Source organism: Mycobacterium sp. TH-M25 (assembly GCF_057473665.1).
In genome coordinates this window covers 1-3,311 of the sequence record NZ_JBYCLA010000574.1, presented here as the reverse complement: position 1 = coordinate 3,311, position 3,311 = coordinate 1, and the positions used below count along the sequence as shown (strand labels likewise).

The following is a 3,311-nucleotide window of genomic DNA, read 5'->3' as shown; positions in this document are numbered from 1 at the left end:
CCGGTAAATACCAGCGGGTCGTGGAGCACGCGGGTGCCGTCGTGCAGGGCCTCGATCGCGACCATGTGCTCGTCCTCGAGGCTGAAGTCGAACACGTCCAGGTTCTCCGCGACCCGCTCTGGCTTGGACGACCGGGCCACGACCAGGTTGTCCAGTTGCAGATTCCAGCGGACCAACACCTGCGCCGGTGAGCGGCCATACTCGGCGGCGATCGACGCGACCGTCGGCTCCTCGAGCAGCCGGCCCACGCCGAGCGGGCTGTAGGACTGGGTCATCACGTCGTGGTCGTCGTGGTGCTGCCGTAATTCGGCCTGGGTGAGCCGCGGGTGAAGCTCGATCTGGTTGACGACCGGCACCTCCGTGGTTTCCTCGATGACGGTGTCGAGGTGGTCCTTGGTGAAGTTGGAGACGCCGATCGAGCGGACGAGGCCCTGCTCCCGGGCCTGGATCATGCCTTCGAAACTTTCGACGTACTTGCCCAGCATCGGCGCGGGCCAGTGGATCAGGTAGAGGTCCAGATAGTCCAGACCGAGCCGGTCGAGGCTGGCCTTGCACGACTCTTGGGCGCTGTCGAACCCCTGCATGGAGGTACCGAGCTTGGTGGTGACCCAGAGCTCGTCACGCGGCACTCCCGAGGCGGCGATCGCGCGGCCCACCGCCTCTTCGTTGCCGTACGCGGCCGCGGTGTCGATCAAGCGGCAGCCGGCCTCCAATGCCGCGATGACCGAACTTTCGGTCTCGGCGTCCGACAGCTTCGCCACTCCGAGTCCCAGTACGGGCATCTGCGCGTCGTCGTGGAGGACAACCGTGGGAATCGTTGCGGGTGCACCGATTGGTTCGTCAATTGTGCTCATACAGCGTCACCTACCTGCGAATTTACTCAGTGGACAAGTGGAACAAACCCGCCATGCCCATCGGGCCGGACGTGGCTGCCCATGCACAACGGAGCATGCACAGCGAGGCGCCAAAGTTGGATACCCCGCGCATATTTGAGCTACCTCTGGCTCGCCGAGCCGATCTCTGCGACCACTCACCGATATGCCGTCAGCGTTCAGCTCAAGACCGGACCGTACGCCGAGACCAAAAGTGCTGCACCGCTGGAAATTACGCGTGCAACTCAGAACAGCTCTGCTGAGAACACCAGCAAATCGGTGACATCGGGTACCTCTCGACCGCGCATTGCGCATCACCGACGTTTATCATATTCGGCGCTCGTTGCCAAAATAATCAGAAATCCGAGCAACGACGTCGCGACTTGGGCTCGCTGACACGAGTCGTTATGCTCGCTGCGCACTCGACTACCCAGGGAAGCGAGGTTGCCCCCAGATGAAAACGCAGGACGATTTCCTCGAAATTGCATTGCAAGCAGCACAAATTGGGGCGAAGGCGTTAACGGAGTCACCGCCCGGTAATGTGCACCACAAAGGTGATCGCGATTTGGTGACTGATGTGGACTTAGCGATCCAGCATGAAATCCTGGAATTTTTACGCAAGGTCGCCCCGGAGGTCGATTCGCTGGCCGAAGAATCCACGCGGCAACCGGATATCGCGGCGGCGGACTGGCTGTGGGTGCTTGACCCCATCGACGGGACATCCAATTTCGCGCACGGACTGCCGCTGTGCGCGGTTTCGCTCGCGCTGGTGCATCGCGGATCCCCCGTCGTGGCGGTGACCCAGGCGCCGCTGTTGGGGCGGACTTATCATGCGGTGCAAGGCAATGGGGCATACCTCAACGGGCGACCGATCACGGTCAGCCGAACCGAAAGCCTCAACGAGGCGATCGTCTCGCTGGGCGACTACGCCGTCGGACCCGACGCCGCCACCCACAATCGGCAACGCCTCGCAATCACGGCAGGCCTGGTGCCGTTGGTCGAACGTATTCGCATGGTCGGCGCGGCCACGCTCGACCTGGCCTTCGTCGCCGAGGGGGCGCTGGACGCGTGCGTGATGTTGTCCAACAAGCCATGGGACACCGCAGCGGGAGCATTGATCGCCCGCGAAGCCGGTGCGTTCGTCACCGATGCGCACGGGGATTCGCACACCTACCAATCTGATTCGATGGTGGCGGCCACCCCGGCGATCGCCGACGAATTGGCGGAGGTCATCAGCGTCGAGAATGTGTAGTACTGGCCGCCGCTGGTCGTAGCGGGGTCGAGTCAGGCTTTACCGTTGCGCTCGCGGTGCTTACAGCCCGAACCAGCAGCAGGGCCGGCGCGTCGACGTCACCTGCGGCTCCTTGCCGACGCTGTTTCCGGGAGCCACCACGACTGATATTCGATGTTTTGGACACCTAGGCAAGGGGTAACTATCCATGCATGTCCAAACTCAGTGTTATGAAATCGTTTGTTGTTGGTGGCGCGGTTGCTGCGGCGATGGCGGTCATGCCTGTCGCGGCAGCTGAGGCCAGTGTGGGCTCGACCGGCATGGCGCCCGCCCACGTCATCGTCAAGCAGGATCCGGGCGGCAGCGGATGCGACGGCAACGGCACCTGCGGGTCGGGCGGTCAGAACGGGGGCCCGGGCGGCGGTCCCGGCGGCCAGGGCTGTGTCCCAGGCGTCGGCTGTGGGTCGGGCGGCCAGTTCGCCGGACCCGGCGGTGTTCCCGGCGGAAACGGATGTCTTCCGGGTGTCGGCTGCGGTTCCGGCCACGGGTAGGCCTGACGTCACGACCACTCGAGTTCATGCGGTCTGGGGCAACCCAGGCCGCATGACGGCGGGTTATTCGCCCTTAAGGCTGCCGATGCCCAACGAGTAGTCGGTGCGCGCCGGTTTCGTTTCGGACCGCTGCGCGTCGACATAGTCGCGCGGATCGCGGTCCACGATCGACAACCCGCGGGTGGTCGGGTGCTCGGCCATGAAATCTCGGTACTGTCGGCCCAGCGAATCCCGAAGCCCGATCGGGGCATTGCGCCGAAAGTCGGCTAAGCCCTCACGTTCTTCTTCGGCCATATGGTCGTCGTTGGCCAGCCGGGTTCGACCGACTGCCTCCCACCACTGGTCGGTAGCGACCCCTGCGGCGTCCGCGTCACGCACGCCATCGCGAATGTCGTTGTGGTCGCCGATCGCATCGAGAGTTTCGCCTTCGGCGTCGGCACTACCGCGCTTGAGCAGTTGCGGGTAGAAGATCTTCTCCTCGATCAGCGCATGGACGTCGAGCCTGTCGGCCAGCGGACGCCAAATCCTTCCCAGCGCACTCTGATTCGCCGGTGTCTGCGCCTGCAGCTCGTCCAGCTTGGCGAACTGCGCGCGGAACCAGGCGTGGTCGTCGAGAATCAACGTGGTGATCTCGGCCATCCCCACCAGTACAGCAGT

At 63.8% G+C, this 3,311-nt stretch carries 4 protein-coding genes; 2 read left to right on the top strand and 2 right to left on the bottom strand.

What is annotated here, in order from left to right:
• Positions 1–854 (bottom strand): aldo/keto reductase (locus tag AC2VOU_RS19155; protein WP_486958777.1); only part of this gene is annotated, 854 nt, incomplete at its 3' end.
• 472 nt (positions 855–1,326) lie between these two features.
• Here AC2VOU_RS19155 and AC2VOU_RS19150 point away from each other — a divergent pair.
• Positions 1,327–2,124: an inositol monophosphatase family protein gene (locus AC2VOU_RS19150; RefSeq protein WP_486958776.1), complete on the top strand. Its 798-nt coding sequence runs from the start codon at positions 1,327–1,329 to the stop codon at positions 2,122–2,124.
• 209 nt (positions 2,125–2,333) lie between these two features.
• A complete protein-coding gene (locus AC2VOU_RS19145) occupies positions 2,334–2,654 on the top strand; it encodes a PE-PGRS family protein (protein ID WP_486958775.1) in 321 nt (106 codons plus the stop codon).
• 63 nt (positions 2,655–2,717) lie between these two features.
• Here the strand turns inward: AC2VOU_RS19145 and AC2VOU_RS19140 are convergent, their stop codons facing one another.
• Positions 2,718–3,293 (bottom strand): hemerythrin domain-containing protein, encoded by a 576-nt coding sequence (locus AC2VOU_RS19140; protein ID WP_486958778.1) that lies wholly within the window; start codon positions 3,291–3,293, stop codon positions 2,718–2,720.
• Positions 3,294–3,311 lie beyond the last annotated feature (18 nt).